The organism is Pseudomonas sp. LB1P83, assembly GCF_054897885.1.
The window spans coordinates 574637-596419 of the sequence record NZ_CM142709.1; the positions used below are offsets into that span (position 1 = coordinate 574637).

Sequence of the window (21783 nt, forward strand, 5' to 3'; positions counted from 1 at the left end):
GCTGACATGACGACACACATTCAACGTTCGGCTCTGCTGCCATACCCGGCGCAAGCGCTTTATGACCTGGTCAACGACGTGGCGCGTTACCCGGAATTTCTGCCGTGGTGTTCGACCGCCGAAGTGCTGGAAAGCACGCCTGAGCATATGCGCGCTAGCGTAGGCGTGGCCAAGGGCGGTCTCAGCCAGCATTTCGTAACGCGCAACACGCTGGTGCCCGGGCAATCGATCGAGATGAACCTTGAAGAGGGCCCGTTCAATCAGTTGCATGGCGTCTGGACGTTCAAGTCGTTGGGCGAAAAGGCCTGCAAGATCAGTCTGGACCTGTCGTTCGATTATGCCGGGCCGATTATTCGCGCGACCTTGGGGCCGTTGTTCAATCAGGCTGCGAATACGCTGGTGGACGCGTTTTGCCAGCGCGCCAAGCAAATGCATGGTTGAGTCGATGATTGATGTCGAGGTGGTGTACGCCGCTGTCGATCGTCAGGTGCTTCTCTCGGTGACGGTGCCGGCAGGAACGACTGTGCGGGCGGCTTTGCTGAAGTCGGGCGTCGGCGAGGCCTTTGCGGAACTGGATCTGGCCGATTGCCCGGTGGGGATCTTCGGTAAAGTGATCGCTGACCCGGTCAGTCGTCCTGTTCAGGCAGGTGATCGCCTTGAGATTTACCGGCCATTGTTGGCGGATCCGAAAGAAGTTCGTCGGCTGCGTGCCGCCAAGGCTGCCGAGGCTAAAGCCCGGAATCAGTAAGTCGTCCAAACGCCAGATAATAAAAAACCCGGACATGCCGGGTTTTTTATTGCGTCGCAAATTATTGCGGCGAGGTGTCCAGCGGTTCTGGCGTCGGGACCGGAACGGTTTCTACACCGTCTACGTCCTTCTGGATCTGGTCCAGCAACGAACCTGGCTTGACCGGTTTTTCCGGTTTCGGCTTCTCGGCGTTTTCTGCCGGTGCAGTGACTGTTGTGCCACTGTCCTTGCCGAGAATGGCTTCGTCGCGGCTCACGCCTGGCATGAAATCACCAGAGAGGCTGACAAGCTGATCATTTGGGTTGAAGATAACGCTAATGCGTTCCTGTTGGCGTTCACCGCCACCCGGTTGCAGGCTGTACAGATAATCCCAGCGATCGGCATGGAACGTGTCGGTCAACAGGGGATTGCCCATGATAAACCGTACTTGCTTACGGGTCATTCCCGGGCGTAACTGGTTTATCATGTCCTGCGTGACGACATTGCCCTGCTGGATGTCGATTTTGTAAACCCCGGGGAATGAACAACCGGCGAGTGCGAGCAGTCCCACAAAGGTGAAACTGGTTAGCAAGAGCTTGGTGTTTTGCATCGGTGGGCGACTTCCACTATCTTGGCTGGGACAACGTAAACGCCGATCATACCCGCATTAAGAGAAGCTGCGAAGCAGCATCGCGAGAAAGCTGACCATGGTTGAAAATAGCGAACTACGCAAAGCCGGTCTCAAAGTGACCCTGCCACGGGTCAAAATTCTGCAAATGCTCGATTCCGCCGAGCAACGCCACATGAGTGCCGAGGATGTTTACAAGGCACTGATGGAAGCTGGTGAGGACGTCGGTCTGGCCACGGTTTACCGTGTACTGACTCAGTTCGAGGCAGCTGGCCTTGTGGTGCGGCACAACTTCGACGGAGGCCATGCGGTCTTCGAGCTGGATGACGGCAAGCATCACGACCATATGGTCAACGTCGAAACCAGCGAAGTGATCGAATTCTTCGACGAAGAAATCGAGCGCCTGCAGAAAGCCATCGTCGACAAGTACGGTTTCGAGATGGTGGATCACAATCTGGTGCTGTACGTACGCAAGAAAAAGTAAGCATGTCGCGCGAATTTCACATTCGCGAAACGAGCGAAGGCGACCCCAGGGTCGCCTTCGTGCTGTCTGCCGTTCTTAAATTTTTGCGGTGACGACCATTTTTTTCGCGTGAGCCAGTGATTCCTTGGTCAGGTCGATGCCGCCGAGCATTCGCGCCACTTCTTCGACGCGATCATTCTTGCTCAGCTTGGAAACAGCGGTGTGGGTCGCCTCTTCGCCGCGCACCTTGTGCACAAATAGATGTTGATGACCCTGCGCGGCCACTTGCGGCAAGTGCGTCACGGTCAGTACTTGTCCGCGTTCGCCGAGTCGACGCAGCAACTGGCCAACGATCTCCGCAGTCGGGCCGCCAATGCCCACGTCCACTTCATCGAATACCAACGTCGGGACGCGCGAAGTCTGTGCGGTGATCACCTGAATAGCCAGGCTGATCCGTGACAGCTCGCCGCCCGAGGCCACTTTGGCCAAGGCTTTCAATGGTTGTCCAGGGTTGGCGCTGACGAGCAGTTCCACCTGTTCAAGTCCATTGGGCAGCAGTTCATCACAGCTGTTGGGGCGTAATTCGATAGTGAAGCGCCCACCGGGCATGCCCAGTCGCTGGATTTCCTGCTCCACGGCACTGGCCAGGCTGTTCGAGGCTTGATGACGCAGGTCGCTCAGTTCGCGAGCCTTCTCCTGATAATGACGGGCATACGAAGCCAGCTCATCGCTCAGTCGCTCGATGGACTCGTCGTTGGCGTTCAGGGTCTCGATTTCATCTAGCAAACGCTGCTGCATCTCTGCGACCTCGGTCGGCTGGATGCGGTGCTTGCGCGCCATGGTGTAGATCGCATCCAGGCGTTCTTCCAGGTACTGAAGTCGCGCCGGATCAGCGTCGAAATTGTCGAGGAAGCGGTTCAGTTCGCCCACGGCTTCTTCAACCTGTATCTGTGCGCTGGTCAACAGGCTGCTGGCTTCACCCAGCGCGCCGATCGAATTGTTGACGCTCGAAAGACGGTTGAGGCTGGCGGTCAGGGCGTTCAGGACATTCCCGGAATCACTTTCGCTGCATTGCTCGACCACTTGCCGGCAAATGCCCAGCAGGGTTTCGGCGTTGGTGAGGTTCTTGTGTTCCTGTTCCAGTTGCTCCAGCTCGTTTTCGCCGAGGCCGAGGTTTTCCAGCTCTTCGAGTTGATAGCTGAGCAATTGATGGCGAGCACGTTGTTCGTCGCCGGAGTTGGAGAGGCGCTCCAGCTCCTGACGAGTCTGGCGCCAGCGTTGCGCGGCCAGTTGCACTTGGCGGGCAAGGTCGGTGGCGCCGGCGTATTCGTCGAGCAGGCGGCGGTGAGTGTCGGTCTTCAGCAGGGATTGGTGTTCGTGCTGGCTGTGGATATCGATCAGCAACTCACCGAGGGCTTTGAGATCGCCGAGCGGGCAGGGTGTGCCGTTGATATAGCCGCGCGAGCGTCCTTCCGCGGTGATCACCCGACGCAGGATGCACGGGCCATCGCTCTCCAGGTCGCGCTCTGCCAGCCAGGCGCTGGCTTCGGGTATGTCGATCAGATCGAAAGTCGCCAGGATATCGGCCTTGTCGGCGCCGGGGCGAACCACGCCGCTGTCGGCGCGATCGCCCAGGGTCAGGCCGAGGGCGTCGAGCATGATCGATTTGCCGGCGCCGGTTTCCCCGGTTATCACGCTCATCCCGCGATCGAGCTCGAGATCGAGATGTTCAACGATGGCGTAGTTATGTACGGACAGGTGCACCAGCATAAAGGCCGCTCCCAGGCTTTAGGTCTGGTTATTTATACAGTGTTTTATTTGTGGCTGACAATGCCCTCGCTTAGCTCGATTTGCTCGATCTGACGAAATGCCTGGTCCGTCGAGTATCGTAATGCAGCGTTTTTTGTAGGGGTAATCGTAACCCACCCCTTGAAGCTGATTTTTGCGGCCCCATATACCGGGACAGAAGCGCGAGTTGAGCTCGCGGACGTTATTGAAAGGAGAATTCTATGGCTGACGAACAGACAGTGGATACGCAAAATCTAGACGCCGATCAGGCTGCCCAGAATTCGGGTGATGAACTGGCGGCTCGTGTACAAGTGCTCGAAGAGCAATTGGCTGGCGCTCATGATCAGGCTTTGCGTGTAGCAGCTGATCTGCAGAACGTCCGCCGTCGCGCCGAGCAGGATGTAGAAAAAGCTCACAAATTCGCCCTGGAAAAATTTGCTGGCGATTTGTTGCCGATCATCGACAGCCTGGAGCGTGGTCTGGAGTTGTCCAACCCGGATGACGAAAGCATCCGCCCAATGCGTGAAGGCATCGAGCTGACCCTGAAAATGTTCCAGGACACCCTGAAGCGTTATCAGCTGGAAGCAATCGATCCGCATGGCGAACCGTTCAACGCCGTTCTGCATCAGGCGATGGCCATGCAGGAAAGCGCCGACGTTGAGCCGAACAGCGTGCTTAAGGTGTTCCAGAAGGGCTACCAGCTCAATGGACGCCTGCTGCGCCCGGCCATGGTCGTGGTCAGCAAGGCTGTGTCGCCAGTTTCGCCTTCGATTGACGAGCAGGCTTGAAATTGGCCGCAAGGCCCCCATTTATAAGTCAAGCGTTTAAGTGCTACCGCAGTTAGCCACCACTGCTGCGGCAACCAAATCCAAAGTTTCGGGAGAGTGAACATGGGCAAAATTATCGGTATCGACCTGGGGACTACCAACTCCTGCGTCTCCGTGATGGAAAACGGCAAAGCCAAAGTTATTGAAAACGCTGAAGGCGCGCGCACCACGCCGTCGATCATCGCTTACGCCAACGATGGCGAAATCCTCGTAGGCCAATCGGCCAAGCGTCAGGCTGTGACCAATCCGCATAACACCCTGTACGCGGTGAAGCGTCTGATCGGTCGTAAGTTCGACGAAGAAGTCGTACAGAAAGACATCAAGATGGTGCCTTACAAAATCGCCAAGGCTGACAACGGCGACGCGTGGGTAGAAGTGAACGGCCAGAAAATGTCGCCGCCACAGATCTCGGCTGAAATTCTGAAGAAAATGAAGAAGACCGCCGAAGACTACCTCGGCGAGCCAGTGACTGAAGCGGTGATCACCGTTCCGGCCTACTTCAACGACAGCCAGCGTCAAGCCACCAAAGACGCCGGCCGTATTGCGGGTCTGGACGTAAAACGCATCATCAACGAACCAACCGCAGCCGCTCTGGCTTACGGTATGGACAAGGCGAAGGGCGATCACACCGTGATCGTTTACGACTTGGGCGGCGGTACTTTCGACGTTTCCGTGATCGAAATCGCTGAAGTCGATGGCGAGCACCAGTTCGAAGTATTGGCCACCAACGGCGACACGTTCCTGGGCGGTGAAGACTTTGACATTCGTCTGATCGACTACCTCGTCGACGAATTCAAGAAAGAAAGCGGCATGAACCTCAAGGGTGACCCGCTGGCCATGCAGCGCCTGAAAGAAGCCGCTGAAAAAGCCAAGATCGAACTGTCCTCGAGCATGTCGACCGACGTGAACCTGCCGTACATCACTGCAGATGCAACCGGTCCTAAGCACTTGAACGTGAAAATCTCCCGCGCCAAGCTCGAAGCGCTGGTAGAAGACCTGGTTCAACGCACCATCGAACCTTGCCGCATCGCGCTGAAAGACTCCGGCATTGACGTTGGCGCCATCAACGACGTGATCCTGGTTGGCGGTCAGACCCGTATGCCACTGGTTCAGAAGCTGGTGACCGAGTTCTTCGGTAAAGAAGCACGTAAAGACGTGAACCCGGACGAAGCCGTTGCCATGGGTGCTGCTATCCAGGGCGCCGTATTGGCGGGTGACGTGAAAGACGTTCTGCTGCTCGACGTCAGCCCGCTGACTCTGGGTATCGAAACCATGGGTGGCGTGATGACCGCGCTGATCGAGAAAAACACCACGATTCCTACCAAGAAATCGCAAGTGTTCTCGACTGCCGACGACAACCAGGGCGCCGTGACCATTCACGTACTGCAAGGTGAGCGTAAGCAAGCGGCTCAGAACAAGTCCCTGGGCAAGTTCGACCTGGCCGAGATTCCACCAGCACCACGTGGCGTGCCACAAATTGAAGTGACTTTCGACATCGACGCCAACGGCATCTTGCACGTAGGCGCCAAAGACAAGGCCACCGGCAAGACTCAGTCGATCGTGATCAAGGCCAACTCCGGTCTGTCCGAGGAAGAAATTCAGCAGATGATTCGCGATGCTGAAGCCAACGCCGAGGAAGACAGCAAGTTCGAAGCGCTGGCAGCGGCCCGCAACCAGGGTGATGCTCTGGTTCACTCGACACGCAAAATGGTCGCTGACGCTGGCGACAAAGTGACTGCTGAAGAGAAGACTGCAATCGAAGCGGCTGTTGTTGCTCTGGAAGCCGCTGTCAAAGGCGACGACAAGGCTGCAATCGAAGCCAAAGTTGAAGAGCTGTCGAAAGTCTCCGCTCCAGTGGCGCAGAAGATGTACGCCGAACAGGCCCAGCCTGCTGAAGGCGCGGCACCGCAGGACGACAAGGCTGAAAAGGCTGATGACGTTGTCGATGCCGAGTTCGAAGAAGTCAAAGACCACAAGTAAGTTGTTGGTCGCCCGGTTGACTGCCTTCAGGCGGTGACTGGTAGGATGTCGCCGCGCGGGAGCTTGCTCCCGCGTTGGCGTGTCTGGAGTTAGCGAATTTTTACAGCATGCGACAACGCTCGGATGCTGCTGGTATGGCTGGGAATGCTCCTGCTTCTCGAGCCGAAAGTACCGCATTGAATCAAAGACCAGGATCGTTGAATTGACGTGAGTTGGGTCCGGGCCTGTATTGGGGCTCAACGAGTTTGGCGAGGCTCAGGAGAGGTTTGCCGAACGTCCTTAAGAGTGCAAAGACTTATGGCAAAGCGTGACTATTACGAAGTATTGGGTGTTGAGCGCGGCTCAAGCGAAGCTGACCTGAAAAAGGCCTACCGCCGCCTGGCGATGAAGCACCACCCGGACCGTAATCCCGATGACAAAGCGTCGGAAGAGATGTTCAAGGAGGCCAACGAGGCCTACGAAGTGTTGTCCGATTCCAGCAAGCGCGCGGCGTACGACCAGTACGGTCATGCCGGCGTCGACCCGAGCATGGGTGGCGGCGGTGCCGGTTTTGGTGGTCAGAACTTCTCCGACATCTTTGGTGATGTCTTCAGTGACTTCTTCGGTGGCGGTCGCGGCGGCTCTCGTGGCGGCGCTCAGCGCGGCAGCGATTTGCGTTACACCCTGGAACTGAATCTGGAAGAAGCGGTGCGCGGCACGACCGTGAATATCCGCGTTCCGACACTGGTCAACTGCAAGCCGTGCGACGGCTCGGGTGCCAAGAAAGGCTCCTCGCCGGTAACCTGCCCGACGTGCGGCGGTATCGGCCAGGTGCGCATGCAGCAAGGTTTCTTCTCGGTGCAGCAGACCTGCCCGCGCTGCCATGGCCAAGGCAAGATCATTTCTGACCCGTGCAACTCCTGCAACGGCGAAGGTCGCGTAGAAGAGTACAAAACCCTCTCGGTGAAAGTGCCGGCCGGTGTTGATACCGGTGATCGCATTCGTCTGTCCGGCGAAGGCGAGGCGGGTGCGCAGGGTGGTCCGACGGGCGACCTGTATGTGGTAATCAATGTGCGCGAGCACGCGATCTTCCAGCGTGACGGCAAGCACCTGTTCTGCGAAGTGCCAATCAGCTTTGTTGATGCGGCGCTGGGCGGCGAGCTGGAGATTCCGACCCTTGATGGTCGAGTCAAACTGAAAATCCCTGAAGGGACTCAGACCGGCAAGCAGTTCCGTGTTCGCGGCAAGGGCGTTGCGCCCGTGCGTGGCGGTGGTGCCGGTGACTTGATGTGCCGTGTGGCGGTCGAAACTCCGGTCAATCTGGGTCGTCGTCAGCGCGAACTGCTGGAAGAGTTCCGCAGTTCGCTGGCGGACGACAACAGCCATTCGCCGAAAACCACCGGTTGGTTCGAAGGCGTAAAGCGCTTCTTCGGCGATTTGTAAGGAGACAGGCATGCGACGTATTGCAGTGATGGGCGCCGCCGGGCGCATGGGCAAAACCCTGATCGAGGCCGTGCAGCAGCAGTCGGGCGCGGGCCTGACGGCTGCCATTGATCGTCCGGACAGCTCGCTGGTCGGTGCGGATGCCGGTGAGTTGGCTGCGCTGGGTCGTATCGGTGTGCCGTTGTCGGGTGATCTGGATCGCGTGGTCGACGAGTTCGACGTGCTGATCGACTTCACGCACCCGACGGTGACCCTGAAAAACCTCGCGTTCTGTCGCAAGCATCACAAGGCGATGATCATCGGTACCACCGGTTTCAGCGTTGAAGAGAAGCAGTTGCTGGTGGAAGCGGGCAAGGACATTCCGATTGTCTTCGCGGCTAACTTCAGTGTTGGCGTCAACCTGTGCCTGAAACTGCTCGACACCGCTGCTCGCGTGTTGGGTGATGATGTCGATATCGAAATCACTGAAGCCCACCATCGACACAAGGTTGATGCGCCGTCCGGTACTGCCGTTCGCATGGGTGAAGTGATTGCCGATGCGCTGGGGCGTGATCTGAAGAAAGTGGCGGTTTACGGTCGTGAAGGCCAGACTGGTGCCCGTGCTCGCGAAACCATCGGCTTCGCCACTGTGCGTGCCGGTGACATCGTGGGTGATCACACCGTGCTGTTCGCCGCCGATGGTGAGCGTGTCGAAATCACGCACAAAGCGTCCAGTCGCATGACCTTCGCCAAGGGTGCCGTACGTGCCGCTTTGTGGCTGGACGGTCGTGAGCCTGGTCTATACGACATGCAAGACGTGCTCGACCTGCGTTAAGAAGTGCCCGAAATCGGGTTCAAACCCAGGGTTTGAGCCCGGTTTTACTCCGCCAAGCGACGTCCTGTCGCATTCTCCGGCCTTTAAGGCTCATTGGCGGTAGACCAAAAATGCCTTTTTCTGTAAGCTACAGCTTTAGTGTGTTCACTAAAAGCGCGCAGAATAATTCAGTGAATGAGCGGGGTGACGTGTCCATACGTCACTCCGCTTTTTTACACCTGCGATCGCCCTTTCAGGCTTTATTTACGGGAGGTCTTCTTGACTAAGCCAGCCATACTCGCCCTTGCTGACGGCAGCATTTTTCGCGGCGAAGCAATTGGAACCGACGGTCAGACCGTTGGTGAGGTGGTGTTCAACACCGCCATGACCGGCTATCAGGAAATCCTTACCGATCCTTCCTACGCCCAACAGATCGTTACCCTGACTTACCCGCACATCGGCAACACCGGCACCACGCCGGAAGACGCCGAGTCCGACCGCGTATGGTCCGCTGGCCTGGTCATCCGTGACCTGCCACTGGTTGCGAGCAACTGGCGTAACACGATGTCCCTGTCCGACTACCTGAAAGCCAACAACGTTGTGGCAATCGCCGGTATCGACACTCGCCGCCTGACGCGCATCCTGCGTGAGAAAGGCGCGCAGAACGGCTGCATCATGGCCGGTGACAACATCTCCGAAGAAGCCGCCATCGCTGCTGCCCAGGGTTTCCCAGGCCTCAAAGGCATGGACCTGGCGAAAGTCGTCAGCACCAAAGAGAAGTACGAGTGGCGCTCGACTGTCTGGGACCTGAAAACCGACAGCCACGCGACCATCGAAGCCTCCGAGCTGCCATATCACGTGGTGGCTTACGACTACGGCGTCAAGCTGAACATCCTGCGCATGCTGGTCGAGCGCGGTTGCCGCGTGACCGTGGTGCCGGCTCAAACGCCAGCCGCCGATGTTCTGGCGATGAAGCCGGATGGTGTATTCCTGTCCAACGGCCCTGGTGATCCGGAGCCTTGCGACTACGCGATCCAGGCGATCAAAGACGTGCTGGAAACCGAGATTCCGGTATTCGGTATCTGCCTCGGTCACCAACTGCTGGCCCTGGCATCCGGCGCCAAGACCCTGAAAATGGGTCACGGCCACCACGGTGCCAACCACCCGGTCCAGGATCTGGACACCGGCGTTGTGATGATCACCAGCCAGAACCACGGTTTTGCGGTAGACGAAGCGACCCTGCCAGCCAACGTTCGCGCGATCCACAAATCGCTGTTCGACGGCACCCTGCAAGGCATCGAGCGTACCGACAAGAGCGCCTTCAGCTTCCAGGGTCACCCTGAAGCCAGCCCTGGCCCGAACGACGTAGCGCCATTGTTCGATCGCTTCATCAACGAAATGGCCAAGCGACGCTAATCGCTCGCCTTGATGTTGCAAAGCTTGAGGGGCGGTCCCGAACACCGGCGGCCCCCCTCAAGCGTCAAAGATTGAACGAGACGGCTTGCCGACTGACCTGCGGATTTGAGTGACAAACCCATGCCAAAACGTACAGACATTAAAAGCATCCTGATTCTCGGCGCTGGCCCGATCGTGATCGGCCAGGCCTGCGAATTCGACTACTCCGGCGCCCAGGCCTGCAAAGCCCTGCGCGAGGAGGGTTACCGCGTCATCCTGGTGAACTCCAACCCGGCGACCATCATGACCGACCCGGACATGGCTGACGCCACGTATATCGAGCCGATCAAGTGGCAGACCGTTGCCAAGATCATCGAGAAAGAGCGTCCGGACGCGCTGCTGCCGACCATGGGTGGCCAGACCGCTCTTAACTGCGCCCTGGACCTGGAGCGCGAAGGCGTTCTGGAGAAGTTCGGCGTAGAGATGATCGGCGCCAACGCTGACACCATCGACAAGGCTGAAGACCGTTCGCGCTTCGACAAGGCGATGAAATCCATCGGCCTGGATTGCCCGCGTTCGGGTATCGCCCACAGCATGGAAGAGGCCAACGTGGTCCTCGAGAAGCTTGGCTTCCCGTGCATCATCCGTCCGTCCTTCACCATGGGCGGCACCGGCGGCGGTATCGCTTACAACCGTGAAGAGTTCGAAGAAATCTGTGCTCGCGGTCTGGACCTGTCGCCGACCAAAGAGCTGCTGATCGACGAATCCCTGATCGGCTGGAAAGAATACGAGATGGAGGTTGTCCGCGATAAGAAGGACAACTGCATCATCGTCTGCTCCATCGAAAACTTTGACCCGATGGGCGTGCACACCGGTGACTCGATCACTGTTGCTCCGGCACAAACCCTGACGGACAAGGAATACCAGATCATGCGTAACGCCTCGTTGGCGGTACTGCGTGAGATCGGCGTGGAAACCGGCGGCTCCAACGTTCAGTTCGGCATCTGCCCGGACACTGGCCGTATGGTCGTGATCGAGATGAACCCGCGTGTATCCCGCTCCTCGGCACTGGCCTCGAAAGCCACTGGTTTCCCGATTGCGCGTATCGCTGCCAAGCTGGCGATCGGCTACACCCTGGACGAGCTGCAGAACGAAATCACCGGCGGCGCTACTCCAGCATCCTTCGAGCCGTCGATCGACTACGTCGTCACCAAGCTGCCACGCTTCGCCTTCGAGAAATTCCCGAAAGCCGACGCACGTCTGACCACTCAGATGAAGTCGGTCGGTGAAGTCATGGCCATCGGCCGGACCTTCCAGGAATCCCTGCAGAAAGCTTTGCGCGGCCTGGAAGTAGGTGTTTGCGGCCTGGACGAGAAGCTCGACCTGAGCAATCCGGAAAGCATGAGCGTGCTCAAGCGCGAACTGACCGTGCCGGGCGCCGAGCGTATCTGGTACGTGGCTGATGCCTTCCGCGCCGGCCTGTCGGTCGAAGACATCTTCGGCATGAACATGATCGACCCGTGGTTCCTGGTGCAGATCGAAGACCTGGTCAAGGACGAAGAGAAGGTCAAGACCCTGGGTCTGGCCAGTATCGACCGAGACTTGATGTACAAGCTCAAGCGCAAAGGCTTCTCCGACATGCGTCTGGCCAAGTTGCTGGGCGTGACCGAGAAGGCTCTGCGTCGCCACCGTCACAAGCTCGAAGTATTCCCGGTCTACAAGCGCGTTGACACCTGCGCGGCCGAGTTCGCCACCGACACCGCCTACATGTACTCGACTTACGAGGAAGAGTGCGAAGCCGCGCCGTCGGGTCGCGACAAGATCATGATCCTCGGCGGCGGTCCAAACCGTATCGGCCAGGGCATCGAGTTCGACTACTGCTGCGTACACGCGGCACTGGCGCTGCGCGAAGACGGTTACGAGACCATCATGGTCAACTGCAACCCGGAAACCGTTTCCACCGACTACGACACCTCCGATCGCCTGTACTTCGAGCCAGTGACCCTGGAAGACGTGCTGGAAATCGTCCGTGTCGAGAAACCGAAAGGCGTGATCGTCCAGTACGGCGGCCAGACCCCGCTGAAGCTGGCTCGCGCCCTGGAAGAAGCCGGCGTGCCGATCATCGGCACCAGCCCTGACGCCATCGACCGTGCCGAAGACCGTGAGCGCTTCCAGCAAATGGTTGAGCGCCTGAACCTGCGTCAGCCGCCAAACGCCACCGTGCGCAGCGAAGACGAAGCGATTCGTGCCGCCGCCAAGATCGGTTACCCGCTGGTGGTTCGTCCGTCCTACGTACTGGGCGGCCGCGCGATGGAAATCGTCTACGAAGAAGAAGAGCTCAAGCGCTACCTGCGTGACGCAGTGAAAGTGTCCAACGACAGCCCGGTGCTGCTCGATCACTTCCTCAACTGCGCCATCGAAATGGACGTGGATGCGGTCTGCGACGGCACCGACGTGGTGATCGGCGCGATCATGCAGCACATCGAGCAGGCTGGCGTTCACTCCGGTGACTCCGCGTGCTCCCTGCCGCCATACTCGCTGCCGGCTCACATCCAGGACGAGATGCGCGAACAGGTCAAGAAAATGGCCTTGGAGCTGGGCGTTGTCGGCCTGATGAACGTTCAGTTGGCGCTGCAAGGTGAAGACATCTACGTCATCGAAGTCAACCCGCGCGCTTCCCGTACCGTACCGTTCGTGTCCAAGTGCATCGGTGTTTCTCTGGCAATGATCGCGGCTCGCGTCATGGCTGGCAAAACCCTGAAAGAAATTGGCTTCACCAAAGAAATCATTCCGAACTTCTACAGCGTGAAAGAGGCGGTGTTCCCATTCGCCAAATTCCCTGGCGTGGACCCGATCCTGGGCCCAGAGATGAAGTCCACCGGTGAAGTGATGGGCGTGGGCGACACTTTCGGCGAAGCTTTTGCCAAGGCCCAGATGGGCGCCAGCGAAGTGCTGCCGACCGGCGGTACCGCGTTCATCAGCGTGCGTGACGACGACAAGCCACTGGTTGCAGGGGTGGCCCGTGATCTGATCAACTTGGGTTTCGAAGTGGTCGCCACCGCGGGTACTGCCAAGCTGATCGAAGCCGCAGGCCTGAAAGTGCGTCGCGTGAACAAGGTGACCGAGGGTCGTCCGCACGTGGTCGACATGATCAAGAACGACGAAGTCACCCTGATCATCAACACCACGGAAGGTCGTCAGTCGATCGCTGACTCGTACTCCATTCGTCGTAATGCCTTGCAGCACAAGATCTACTGCACCACCACCATTGCTGCTGGCGAAGCCATCTGCGAAGCGCTGAAGTTCGGTCCCGAAAAGACCGTGCGCCGCTTGCAGGATCTACACGCAGGATTGAAGGCATGATCAAGTACCCAATGACCGTCCAGGGCGCGAAAGCCCTGGAAGAAGAACACGCTCACCTGACCAAGGTCGTCCGTCCAAAGCTCAGCCAGGACATCGGGACGGCCCGCGAGTTGGGTGACTTGAAGGAAAACGCCGAATACCACGCTGCCCGCGAGCAGCAAGGGATGGTCGAGGCGCGGATTCGTGACATCGAAGGCCGGATTCAGAATCAGGTCATCATCGACGTCACGTCCATTCCTCACACCGGCAAAGTGATTTTCGGCACCACCGTTGAAATCGCCAACGTCGAGACGGATGAGCGCGTCACTTACCACATCGTGGGTGAGGATGAAGCTGACTTCAAACTCGGCAAGATTTCGGTCGGTTCGCCACTGGCCCGCGCCTTGATCGCCAAGGAAGAGGGAGACGTGGTTGCCGTGAAAACGCCGAGTGGCGTTATCGAGTACGAGATTGTCGAAGTCCGCCACCTCTGAAAGAAGGCGCCCGCTTCGTGCGGGCGCCATGCTTTGGCAGTTGACTCAGATGTTATGGGTTGGCGGCCTGTGGCTGTTACACATCGGTCTGGTGCCGGTGCTGGGCCAGATAGGTCTGGCGCCGCTGCTGATCGACGAAATTGCAGGCATGCTGAATGCGCTGATGGCGGGTTTCGCCGCAGCGTGTGTGATTTTTCAGGCTTTGGTGCTGATTCAGGCCGAGGGCCTTGCCAGTCTATGGCGCGATATTCGTGGGCAACTGCTGCTGATGGCGCTGTATGCGTGTGCGATGTTTTTCGCGGTGCGCGTCGGTTGGCCGGATGCAGTGCGCTGGCAGGTGTTCAGCTATCTTGTTCTGGGCTTTTCCGGGCTGGTGCTGGTGTTGCAACCGGTGCCGGGATGGAGTAGCAGGGTGCGCGAAGCACACCCTTGACCCTTGCCATCACTTGAAGCGATGGACGTTCGACAGCTGCTTGTTGACGCTGAAGTTCTTGCGGTAAATCAGTGCCATCTTGCCGATGACCTGAACCAGGTCCGCTTTACCGACCTTGCACAGTTCTGCAATGTTCGCCAGGCGTGACTCGCGATCGAGGATGTTGAGCTTGATTTTAATCAGCTCGTGATCCGCCAACGCGCGTTCAAGTTCGGCTAACACACCTTCAGTCAAACCGTTATCAGCCACAGTCAAAACTGGTTTCAGATGGTGGCCAATGGATTTGTACTGTTTCTTCTGCTCTTGAGTGAGCGGCATAATCTGACCCCTGCGTCTGATCTTGTAAAAAGCGGCGGCCAGTTTACCCGAGCGAGTCCGGGACCGCCCAGTTAATCACGACCCGTTTTATTTTCGAGGTGGCCCGTGGCCCGTTCCAAGACAAGCCTTAAGTGGCTGCAAAGACATGTCAATGATCCCTATGTGAAGCAGGCGCAGAAGGATGGTTACCGCTCGCGTGCGAGTTATAAACTTCTGGAGGTTCAGGAGAAATACAAACTGATCCGTCCAGGTATGAGTGTTGTCGACCTGGGAGCGGCGCCCGGCGGCTGGTCGCAGGTCACTAGTCGGCTGATCGGTGGTCAGGGGCGTCTGATTGCCTCGGACATCCTGGAAATGGACAGCATTCCGGACGTGACTTTCATCCAGGGTGACTTCACTCAGGACGAAGTGCTCGCTCAGATCCTTGAAGCCGTGGGTAATTCGCAGGTGGACCTTGTGATTTCCGATATGGCCCCCAATATGAGTGGTACGCCTGAGGTGGACATGCCAAAAGCCATGTTTCTATGTGAGCTGGCTCTTGATCTGGCGGCTCGGATACTCAAGCCGGGTGGTAATTTCGTGATCAAGGTGTTTCAGGGCGAAGGTTTTGATGCTTACGTGAAGGACGCCCGTCAGAAATTCGACAAGGTCCAGATGATCAAGCCGGACTCTTCCCGTGGCAGTTCCCGCGAGCAATACATGCTGGCTTGGGGCTACCGCGGCCGTAGTGAGTAAATCGAGGTTTTTTTGCGGGTCGATAGGATTTTCGTATTTCGCCCTGTGGGAAATAGCGAATATTGTGTAGAAAGTGTTTCACAAAGGGTTACAGACGGCGCCTGCCAGAGCCGTAGGTAATGTAGTAAGTTAGGCCGGTGAATATCATGCGAAGCGCGCGCCATTAGCGGAGCTTGCTTCAGAGGGTAGTTAATTGAACGATATGGCAAAGAATCTGATCCTGTGGTTGATCATCGCGGCTGTCCTGGTGACGGTGATGAACAACTTCTCCAGCCCTAACGAGCCGCAGACCCTCAACTATTCCGACTTCATCCAGCAGGTCAAGGATGGCAAGGTCGAGCGCGTAGCAGTTGACGGCTATGTGATTACCGGTAAACGCAACGATGGCGACAGCTTCAAGACCATTCGTCCTGCAATCCAGGACAACGGTCTGATCGGCGACCTCGTGGATAACCACGTTGTGGTCGAAGGCAAGCAGCCTGAGCAGCAAAGCATCTGGACTCAACTCCTGGTTGCAAGCTTCCCGATCCTGGTGATCATCGCCGTGTTCATGTTTTTCATGCGGCAGATGCAGGGCGGTGCTGGTGGCAAGGGCGGACCGATGAGCTTCGGCAAGAGCAAGGCGCGCCTGCTCTCCGAAGATCAGGTGAAAACCACCTTGGGTGACGTTGCCGGTTGCGACGAAGCCAAGGAAGAAGTCGGTGAGTTGGTCGAGTTCCTGCGTGATCCGGGCAAGTTCCAGCGCCTGGGCGGCCGCATTCCACGCGGCGTGTTGATGGTGGGTCCTCCAGGTACCGGTAAAACCTTGCTGGCCAAGGCGATTGCCGGCGAAGCCAAAGTGCCATTCTTCACCATTTCCGGTTCCGATTTCGTCGAGATGTTCGTCGGTGTCGGTGCCAGCCGTGTTCGTGACATGTTCGAGCAGGCCAAGAAACACGCGCCATGCATCATCTTCATCGATGAAATCGACGCCGTCGGTCGCCACCGTGGTGCCGGCATGGGTGGCGGTCACGATGAGCGCGAGCAGACACTCAACCAATTGCTGGTTGAGATGGACGGCTTTGAAATGAATGACGGCATCATCGTCATCGCTGCAACCAACCGTCCGGACGTACTGGACCCTGCGTTGCTGCGTCCGGGTCGTTTCGACCGTCAGGTCGTGGTGGGTCTGCCGGATATTCGTGGTCGTGAACAGATTCTCAAGGTTCACATGCGCAAAGTGCCAATGGGTGACGACGTCGCTCCGGCGGTGATCGCGCGTGGTACGCCTGGCTTCTCCGGTGCCGATTTGGCTAACCTGGTGAACGAGGCTTCGTTGTTCGCTGCCCGTACCGGCAAGCGCATCGTTGAAATGAAAGAATTCGAGCTGGCCAAAGACAAGATCATGATGGGCGCTGAGCGCAAATCCATGGTCATGTCCGAGAAAGAGAAGCAGAACACCGCTTATCACGAAGCAGGTCACGCCATCGTCGGCCGTGTCGTGCCAGAGCATGATCCGGTCTACAAGGTGTCGATCATCCCGCGCGGTCGTGCGCTGGGTGTGACCATGTTCCTGCCGGAAGAAGATCGCTACAGCCTGTCCAAGCGAGCACTGATCAGCCAGATCTGCTCGCTGTACGGTGGCCGTATCGCTGAAGAAATGACCCTGGGCTTCGACGGTGTTACCACCGGCGCCTCCAACGACATCATGCGTGCCAGCCAGATTGCGCGGAACATGGTGACCAAGTGGGGCTTGTCGGAAAAACTCGGGCCGTTGATGTATGCCGAAGAAGAGGGCGAAGTGTTCCTCGGTCGCGGCGGCGGTGGTCAGGGCGCAAGCTTCTCCGGCGAGACAGCCAAGCTGATCGACTCCGAGGTGCGCAGCATCATTGACCAGTGCTATGGCACGGCCAAGCAGATCCTCACGGATAACCGCGACAAGCTCGACGCCATGGCCGATGCCTTGATGAAGTACGAAACGATCGATGCCGATCAGATTGATGACATCATGGCGGGTCGTACGCCTCGCGAACCACGCGACTGGTCAGGCGGCGGTACCGGTACTTCCGGGACACCTCCGGCAGTACAGGATGAGCGTCCTGAAACACCGATCGGCGGTCCGGCTGCTGACGTATAAGGCTTGAAATGACTTCTGCTCAGTCCTCGACCCGGTTGCCTTGCGGCAACCGGGTTCTTGATTTGGCCCAGACGCATGTCATGGGCATTCTCAATGTCACTCCCGATTCCTTTTCTGATGGCGGCCGATACAGCCAGCTCGATGCGGCCCTGCGCCATGCCGAGTCGATGGTGGCGGCGGGCGCAACGCTGATCGATGTCGGTGGCGAATCGACCCGGCCCGGTGCGAGGGCGGTTTCTCCACTTGAAGAGCTGGAGCGCGTAGCGCCTATCGTTGAGCGCATCAATCGCGAATTGGATGTGATCATTTCAGTCGATACTTCCACTCCGGCGGTCATGCGCGAAACCGCACGGCTGGGAGCAGGTTTGATCAATGATGTGCGCTCGCTACGTCGAGACGGCGCCCTGGATGCGGCGGCTGCCACCGGATTGCCGGTATGTCTGATGCACATGCTCGGTGAGCCGGGCGACATGCAGGACAATCCGCATTATCAGGACGTGACCAAAGAAGTCGGCGAGTTTCTCGCCGAGCGCATGGCTCAATGTGCGTTGGTGGGAATCCCGTCTGAGCGGATTATTCTTGATCCGGGCTTTGGATTCGCGAAAACCTTGCAGCACAATCTAATCTTGTTCAAACATATGGAAGACCTCCATGCATTGGGGCGGCCCCTGTTGGTCGGGGTTTCGCGGAAGAGCATGATCGGTCAGGCCTTGAATCGCCCGGTTGGAGAGCGCCTGTTTGGCGGTCTGGCGCTCGCAGCGCTGGCTTCGACCAAGGGTGCGCGTATATTGCGCGTCCATGATGTAGCCGAAACAGTGGACGTGGTGCGGATGATCGCCGCAGTGGAATCAGCCGAATAAGAATGATGGAGCGCTTATGAGCAAAAAATACTTTGGCACCGACGGTATTCGTGGTCGGGTCGGCGAATACCCGATTACTCCTGATTTCATGCTCAAGCTTGGTTGGGCTGCGGGCATGGCGTTCCGCAAAATGGGCGCCTGCAAGGTGCTGGTTGGCAAGGACACCCGGATCTCCGGCTACATGTTCGAGTCCGCGCTCGAGGCTGGGCTGACGTCGGCAGGTGCTGACGTGATGCTGTTGGGCCCGATGCCGACTCCGGCGATCGCTTACCTGACCCGTACCTTTCATGCTGAAGCCGGTATTGTGATCAGTGCCTCGCACAATCCTCACGATGACAACGGCATCAAGTTCTTCTCCGGAAAGGGCACCAAGCTGCCGGATGAAGTCGAGCTGATGATCGAAGAGTTGCTCGATACCCCGATGACCGTGGTTGAGTCGAGCAAAATCGGCAAAGTGTCGCGAATCAATGATGCCTCTGGCCGCTATATCGAGTTCTGCAAGAGCAGCGTGCCGACCGGTACCAGCTTCGCCGGCCTGAAGATCGTCATCGACTGCGCGCACGGCGCGACCTACAAGGTTGCGCCCAGCGTGTTCCGTGAGCTGGGTGCAGAAGTCGTTGTGCTTTCCGCTCAGCCTAACGGCCTGAACATCAATGAGAATTGCGGTTCGACCCATATGGGGCAGTTGCAGGCTGCCGTATTGGCCGAGCACGCCGATCTGGGTATTGCCTTCGACGGTGATGGCGATCGTGTCTTGATGGTCGACCACACTGGCGCCATTGTTGATGGCGACGAGCTGCTGTACATCATCGCCCGCGATCTGCACGAGCGCGACAAGCTGCAAGGCGGCGTGGTCGGTACATTGATGAGTAACCTTGGGCTGGAATTGGCCCTGGCGGATTTGTCGATTCCTTTCGTGCGTGCCAACGTTGGCGACCGTTATGTGATCGCTGACTTGCTGGAGCGCAACTGGCTGGTAGGCGGTGAGAATTCCGGTCATATCGTCTGCTTCAATCACACCACCACGGGTGATGCGATCATCGCTGCGTTGCAGGTGCTGATGGCGCTCAAAACTCGCTCGGAAGGTCTGGCTCAAGCCCGTCAGGCGCTGCGCAAGTGCCCTCAGGTGCTGATCAATGTCCGGTTCGGCGGAGGGGCAAGTCCGCTCGATCATCCGTCGGTCAAGGAAGCCAGCGCCCGTGTCACCGAGGCTATGGCTGGCCGCGGGCGCGTATTGTTGCGCAAGTCCGGGACGGAGCCGCTGGTGCGGGTCATGGTCGAAGGCGAGGACGAAACGCAGGTTCGTGGTTACGCCGAAGAGCTGGCAAAACTGGTTAGTGAAGTTTCTGCCTGAATTCGGCTTGCCAGCCATGATTGTGTTGGGTAACATCTGCGCCCACTTTGACCGACGAGGTACAGCATGCGTCGCCCTATGGTAGCTGGTAACTGGAAGATGCACGGTACCCGCGCCAGCGTCGCTGAGCTGATCAATGGCCTTCGTCATCTGGCCTTGCCGAGCGGTGTTGATGTAGCGGTATTCCCGCCTTGCTTGCATATCAATCAAGTGATTGATGGCTTGGAAGGCAAGTCGATTTTGGTCGGCGCGCAGAATTCTGCGGTGGAATCCATGCAAGGTGCACTGACCGGTGAAATCGCGCCGAGTCAATTGGTGGATGCAGGGTGTTCCCTGGTACTTGTCGGGCACTCCGAACGCCGCCAGATTATGGGCGAGCAGGACGGTACGCTGATTCGCAAGTTCGCAGCGGCACAGGCATGTGGCTTGATTCCGGTGTTGTGCATAGGGGAAACCCTTGAGCAGCGCGAAGCCGGTAAAACTCTTGAGGTTGTCGGGCGTCAGCTAGGCAGTATCATAGAGGAGCTGGGTGTCGGTGCCTTTGCAAATGCAGTAATTGCTTACGAGCCGGTCTGGGCCATTGGCACCGGGCTGACTGCTTCGCCGCAACAAGCGCAGGATGTGCATGCAGCCATTCGCGCGCAGTTGGCGGCAGAGAATTCTGAGGTCGCACAAGGTGTGCGGCTTCTATACGGCGGCAGCGTGAAGGCGGCCAATGCGGTCGAACTGTTCGGCATGCCGGATATCGATGGGGGGCTCATTGGTGGAGCTTCCCTGAATGCAGATGAGTTCGGTGCGATTTGTCGCGCCGCGGGAAACTGAAAAAATGCTGGAAACAGTCGTAGTCGTTTTTCATCTGCTGGGTGCATTGGGCGTAGTTGCTCTGGTATTGCTGCAGCAGGGTAAAGGTGCGGATGCTGGCGCGTCTTTCGGAGCAGGTGCTTCAAATACTGTGTTCGGAAGCCAAGGTTCCTCTACCTTTCTTAGTAAGTTTACTGCTATACTTGCCGCCGGTTTCTTCATAACCAGCTTAGGGTTAGGTTACTTTGCTAAAGAGAAAGCTCACCAGCTGACTCAAGTAGGTTTGCCAAACCCGGCAGTGTTGGAAGTTCCAAAGCAACAACCGGCTTCTGATGATGTCCCGGTGCTTCAAGAGCAAAAGTCGGCTACTCCAGCGACTGACGTGCCTCCAGCTCAAGAGCAAAAGTAAGAAGGGTTTCAAACGTAGTATTGCCGAGGTGGTGGAATTGGTAGACACGCAACCTTGAGGTGGTTGTGCCCATAGGGTGTAGGGGTTCGAGTCCCCTTCTCGGTACCAATTATCAGGAGAGCCCGCTGTTGCGGGCTTTCTTGTAGGTGGAAGGTTACATTGACCCTGTCAGGGATCGGTCGTATACTTCCGCCCCAGCTTTGTCGCGGGGTGGAGCAGTCTGGTAGCTCGTCGGGCTCATAACCCGAAGGTCGTCGGTTCAAATCCGGCCCCCGCAACCAGTTTAAGGAGCCCCTTTTAAGGGGCTTTTTGTTAGCTGGACACTTTCTACGCCGCTGTTCGACGGCGTTTCAAGGATGGGCGTTTCGCCCATTTTTTTATTTTGCATAGCATGCACATACATGCACGAGGGGGTTCAGGTGTCGAGCAAGCTAGAAGAGTTGCAGGCCTTGTTGGCCCCGGTGGTCGTGGCCCTGGGCTATGAATGCTGGGGTATTGAGTTTTCGGCTCAAGGTCGCCACTCAATGTTGCGCGTTTATATTGATAAAGAGGGCGGTGTGCTGGTGGACGATTGTGCCATCGTCAGCCGTCAGATCAGCGGTGTCCTGGATGTTGAAGATCCAATCGCCGTTGAATACACCCTTGAAGTTTCCTCGCCTGGCATGGAACGCCCACTGTTCACTATTGAGCAGTTTGCAAAATTTGCCGGTGAACAAGTGAAGATCAAGCTGCGCTCGCCTTTTGAAGGACGACGCAACTTTCAGGGCCTTCTGCGCGGTGTAGAAGAGCAGGACGTCGTGGTGCAGGTAGAAGACCACGAGTTCCTGTTGCCGATCGATATGATCGACAAGGCCAACATTATTCCCAGTTTTGACTGAGACGCGGATCCCGCGGATCC

21 protein-coding genes and 2 tRNA genes are annotated in these 21783 nt (G+C 57.7%); 20 read left to right on the forward strand and 3 right to left on the reverse strand.

The window, feature by feature from the left end; genetic code table 11:
* Nucleotides 1–6: 6 nt before the first annotated feature.
* Nucleotides 7–441, forward strand: coding sequence for a type II toxin-antitoxin system RatA family toxin (locus tag ACYZTY_RS02475; RefSeq protein WP_461957171.1), 435 nt, complete (start codon nt 7–9; stop codon nt 439–441).
* The gene (locus ACYZTY_RS02480; protein WP_461957172.1) at nt 434–748 is read left to right on the forward strand and encodes an RnfH family protein; all 315 of its coding nucleotides are present in this window, start codon (nt 434–436) and stop codon (nt 746–748) included. The genes ACYZTY_RS02475 and ACYZTY_RS02480 overlap by 8 nt, the downstream gene beginning before the upstream one ends.
* Nucleotides 749–809: 61 nt before the next feature.
* On the opposite strand, the gene ACYZTY_RS02485 is transcribed toward ACYZTY_RS02480, so the two are convergent.
* Nucleotides 810–1337 (reverse strand): outer membrane protein assembly factor BamE, encoded by a 528-nt coding sequence (locus ACYZTY_RS02485; RefSeq protein WP_109627901.1) that lies wholly within the window; start codon nt 1335–1337, stop codon nt 810–812.
* A gap of 97 nt (nt 1338–1434) precedes the next feature.
* Here ACYZTY_RS02485 and fur point away from each other — a divergent pair, with 97 nt between their 5' ends.
* Nucleotides 1435–1839: a ferric iron uptake transcriptional regulator gene (gene fur / locus ACYZTY_RS02490; RefSeq protein WP_003197684.1), complete on the forward strand. Its 405-nt coding sequence runs from the start codon at nt 1435–1437 to the stop codon at nt 1837–1839.
* 75 nt (nt 1840–1914) lie between these two features.
* Here fur and recN read toward each other — a convergent pair whose 3' ends face one another.
* Nucleotides 1915–3588 carry a DNA repair protein RecN gene (gene recN, locus ACYZTY_RS02495; protein ID WP_461957173.1) on the reverse strand — a complete coding sequence of 558 codons (1674 nt, stop codon included), beginning with the start codon at nt 3586–3588 and terminating at the stop codon, nt 1915–1917.
* A gap of 239 nt (nt 3589–3827) precedes the next feature.
* Here recN and grpE point away from each other — a divergent pair, with 239 nt between their 5' ends.
* The 8 genes from grpE (at nt 3828) to ACYZTY_RS02535 (ending at nt 14292) form a co-directional block, all read left to right on the forward strand.
* A complete protein-coding gene (gene grpE / locus ACYZTY_RS02500; RefSeq protein ID WP_461957174.1) occupies nt 3828–4394 on the forward strand; it encodes a nucleotide exchange factor GrpE in 567 nt (188 codons plus the stop codon).
* A gap of 102 nt (nt 4395–4496) precedes the next feature.
* Nucleotides 4497–6413, forward strand: coding sequence for a molecular chaperone DnaK (dnaK, locus tag ACYZTY_RS02505; RefSeq protein ID WP_461957175.1), 1917 nt, complete (start codon nt 4497–4499; stop codon nt 6411–6413).
* 297 nt (nt 6414–6710) lie between these two features.
* Nucleotides 6711–7835, forward strand: coding sequence for a molecular chaperone DnaJ (gene dnaJ, locus ACYZTY_RS02510; RefSeq protein WP_109627906.1), 1125 nt, complete (start codon nt 6711–6713; stop codon nt 7833–7835).
* Between the two features lie 10 nt (nt 7836–7845).
* On the forward strand, nt 7846–8649 hold the full coding sequence (dapB, locus tag ACYZTY_RS02515) for a 4-hydroxy-tetrahydrodipicolinate reductase (protein WP_461957176.1): 804 nt from the start codon (nt 7846–7848) through the stop codon (nt 8647–8649).
* Between the two features lie 258 nt (nt 8650–8907).
* Nucleotides 8908–10044, forward strand: coding sequence for a glutamine-hydrolyzing carbamoyl-phosphate synthase small subunit (carA, locus tag ACYZTY_RS02520; RefSeq protein WP_461957177.1), 1137 nt, complete (start codon nt 8908–8910; stop codon nt 10042–10044).
* Between the two features lie 120 nt (nt 10045–10164).
* Entirely contained in the window at nt 10165–13386 is a 3222-nt protein-coding gene (gene carB / locus ACYZTY_RS02525; RefSeq protein WP_461957178.1) for a carbamoyl-phosphate synthase large subunit, read from the forward strand.
* Nucleotides 13383–13859 (forward strand): transcription elongation factor GreA, encoded by a 477-nt coding sequence (gene greA / locus ACYZTY_RS02530; RefSeq protein WP_461957179.1) that lies wholly within the window; start codon nt 13383–13385, stop codon nt 13857–13859. The genes carB and greA overlap by 4 nt, the downstream gene beginning before the upstream one ends.
* Nucleotides 13860–13887: 28 nt before the next feature.
* Nucleotides 13888–14292, forward strand: a complete 405-nt coding sequence (locus tag ACYZTY_RS02535) for an MFS transporter (protein WP_461959239.1) — start codon at nt 13888–13890, stop codon at nt 14290–14292.
* A 9-nt stretch (nt 14293–14301) separates the two neighbouring features.
* Here ACYZTY_RS02535 and ACYZTY_RS02540 read toward each other — a convergent pair whose 3' ends face one another.
* Nucleotides 14302–14610: a YhbY family RNA-binding protein gene (locus ACYZTY_RS02540; protein WP_008005472.1), complete on the reverse strand. Its 309-nt coding sequence runs from the start codon at nt 14608–14610 to the stop codon at nt 14302–14304.
* Nucleotides 14611–14715: 105 nt separating this feature from the next.
* Here ACYZTY_RS02540 and rlmE point away from each other — a divergent pair, with 105 nt between their 5' ends.
* From rlmE to rimP, 9 genes are all read left to right on the forward strand, one after another.
* Nucleotides 14716–15345 (forward strand): 23S rRNA (uridine(2552)-2'-O)-methyltransferase RlmE, encoded by a 630-nt coding sequence (gene rlmE / locus ACYZTY_RS02545; RefSeq protein WP_008005470.1) that lies wholly within the window; start codon nt 14716–14718, stop codon nt 15343–15345.
* Between the two features lie 202 nt (nt 15346–15547).
* Nucleotides 15548–17461, forward strand: a complete 1914-nt coding sequence (gene ftsH, locus ACYZTY_RS02550; protein WP_461957180.1) for an ATP-dependent zinc metalloprotease FtsH — start codon at nt 15548–15550, stop codon at nt 17459–17461.
* A gap of 8 nt (nt 17462–17469) precedes the next feature.
* Entirely contained in the window at nt 17470–18321 is an 852-nt protein-coding gene (gene folP, locus ACYZTY_RS02555) for a dihydropteroate synthase (protein ID WP_461957181.1), read from the forward strand.
* A 16-nt stretch (nt 18322–18337) separates the two neighbouring features.
* A complete protein-coding gene (gene glmM / locus ACYZTY_RS02560) occupies nt 18338–19675 on the forward strand; it encodes a phosphoglucosamine mutase (RefSeq protein WP_461957182.1) in 1338 nt (445 codons plus the stop codon).
* A 66-nt stretch (nt 19676–19741) separates the two neighbouring features.
* Entirely contained in the window at nt 19742–20497 is a 756-nt protein-coding gene (gene tpiA, locus ACYZTY_RS02565) for a triose-phosphate isomerase (protein WP_461957183.1), read from the forward strand.
* Between the two features lie 4 nt (nt 20498–20501).
* Nucleotides 20502–20885: a preprotein translocase subunit SecG gene (secG, locus tag ACYZTY_RS02570; RefSeq protein ID WP_017336473.1), complete on the forward strand. Its 384-nt coding sequence runs from the start codon at nt 20502–20504 to the stop codon at nt 20883–20885.
* 22 nt (nt 20886–20907) lie between these two features.
* Nucleotides 20908–20993, forward strand: a tRNA-Leu gene (locus ACYZTY_RS02575).
* Nucleotides 20994–21089: 96 nt separating this feature from the next.
* Nucleotides 21090–21166: transfer RNA gene (locus ACYZTY_RS02580), tRNA-Met, on the forward strand.
* A gap of 138 nt (nt 21167–21304) precedes the next feature.
* A complete protein-coding gene (rimP, locus tag ACYZTY_RS02585) occupies nt 21305–21763 on the forward strand; it encodes a ribosome maturation factor RimP (RefSeq protein WP_010463487.1) in 459 nt (152 codons plus the stop codon).
* Nucleotides 21764–21783: the final 20 nt, after the last annotated feature.

What these genes read in the sequence shown, in the direction of transcription:
- ACYZTY_RS02475 (WP_461957171.1), top strand. Translation starts at nt 7, where the DNA reads ATGACGACACACATTCAACGTTCGGCTCTGCTGCCATACCCGGCGCAA.
- ACYZTY_RS02480 (WP_461957172.1), top strand. Translation starts at nt 434, where the DNA reads ATGGTTGAGTCGATGATTGATGTCGAGGTGGTGTACGCCGCTGTCGAT.
- ACYZTY_RS02485 (WP_109627901.1), bottom strand. Translation starts at nt 1,337, where the DNA reads ATGCAAAACACCAAGCTCTTGCTAACCAGTTTCACCTTTGTGGGACTG.
- fur (WP_003197684.1), top strand. Translation starts at nt 1,435, where the DNA reads ATGGTTGAAAATAGCGAACTACGCAAAGCCGGTCTCAAAGTGACCCTG.
- recN (WP_461957173.1), bottom strand. Translation starts at nt 3,588, where the DNA reads ATGCTGGTGCACCTGTCCGTACATAACTACGCCATCGTTGAACATCTC.
- grpE (WP_461957174.1), top strand. Translation starts at nt 3,828, where the DNA reads ATGGCTGACGAACAGACAGTGGATACGCAAAATCTAGACGCCGATCAG.
- dnaK (WP_461957175.1), top strand. Translation starts at nt 4,497, where the DNA reads ATGGGCAAAATTATCGGTATCGACCTGGGGACTACCAACTCCTGCGTC.
- dnaJ (WP_109627906.1), top strand. Translation starts at nt 6,711, where the DNA reads ATGGCAAAGCGTGACTATTACGAAGTATTGGGTGTTGAGCGCGGCTCA.
- dapB (WP_461957176.1), top strand. Translation starts at nt 7,846, where the DNA reads ATGCGACGTATTGCAGTGATGGGCGCCGCCGGGCGCATGGGCAAAACC.
- carB (WP_461957178.1), top strand. Translation starts at nt 10,165, where the DNA reads ATGCCAAAACGTACAGACATTAAAAGCATCCTGATTCTCGGCGCTGGC.
- greA (WP_461957179.1), top strand. Translation starts at nt 13,383, where the DNA reads ATGATCAAGTACCCAATGACCGTCCAGGGCGCGAAAGCCCTGGAAGAA.
- ACYZTY_RS02535 (WP_461959239.1), top strand. Translation starts at nt 13,888, where the DNA reads ATGCTTTGGCAGTTGACTCAGATGTTATGGGTTGGCGGCCTGTGGCTG.
- ACYZTY_RS02540 (WP_008005472.1), bottom strand. Translation starts at nt 14,610, where the DNA reads ATGCCGCTCACTCAAGAGCAGAAGAAACAGTACAAATCCATTGGCCAC.
- ftsH (WP_461957180.1), top strand. Translation starts at nt 15,548, where the DNA reads ATGGCAAAGAATCTGATCCTGTGGTTGATCATCGCGGCTGTCCTGGTG.
- folP (WP_461957181.1), top strand. Translation starts at nt 17,470, where the DNA reads ATGACTTCTGCTCAGTCCTCGACCCGGTTGCCTTGCGGCAACCGGGTT.
- glmM (WP_461957182.1), top strand. Translation starts at nt 18,338, where the DNA reads ATGAGCAAAAAATACTTTGGCACCGACGGTATTCGTGGTCGGGTCGGC.
- tpiA (WP_461957183.1), top strand. Translation starts at nt 19,742, where the DNA reads ATGCGTCGCCCTATGGTAGCTGGTAACTGGAAGATGCACGGTACCCGC.
- secG (WP_017336473.1), top strand. Translation starts at nt 20,502, where the DNA reads ATGCTGGAAACAGTCGTAGTCGTTTTTCATCTGCTGGGTGCATTGGGC.